The sequence below is a fragment of the Lyngbya aestuarii BL J genome (genome assembly GCF_000478195.2).
Lineage (GTDB): Bacteria > Cyanobacteriota > Cyanobacteriia > Cyanobacteriales > Microcoleaceae > Capilliphycus > Capilliphycus aestuarii.
Map to the genome: position 1 here is coordinate 1 of NZ_AUZM01000428.1, position 306 is coordinate 306.

The 306-nt window shown below is 48.4% G+C and carries 1 protein-coding gene; it reads right to left on the bottom strand.

What is annotated here, in order from left to right; translation table 11 throughout:
- On the bottom strand, positions 1 to 306 hold a 306-nt coding region (locus M595_RS31480), incomplete at both ends, for an nSTAND1 domain-containing NTPase (protein ID WP_023070077.1).

Sequence of the window (306 nt, forward strand, 5' to 3'; positions counted from 1 at the left end):
ATTAAGGCTTCATGGGCAATATCGACTTTACGAGTAGAATTTTCTCCACCACTGAGGGTCAGTAGGCGACAGTTGACCAAATGGGATAATGTTTTTTCAAATAAGTAAGGATCGTTTCCTGCACGCAGGGCATTTACAGGTTGCTGGCGACGGGTATCGGCTCGTCCTTCTCCCAACTGCACCAAACGCAAAAAAAAGCGACGGGGGATGGCCTCTTGCTCGGGGGTCTCTTGTTTCAAGTTGATTAAAGCCGCATTAGCATGACGGGCGATCGCCACTTGTAATCCGGTCAGTTTATTGTTTCCC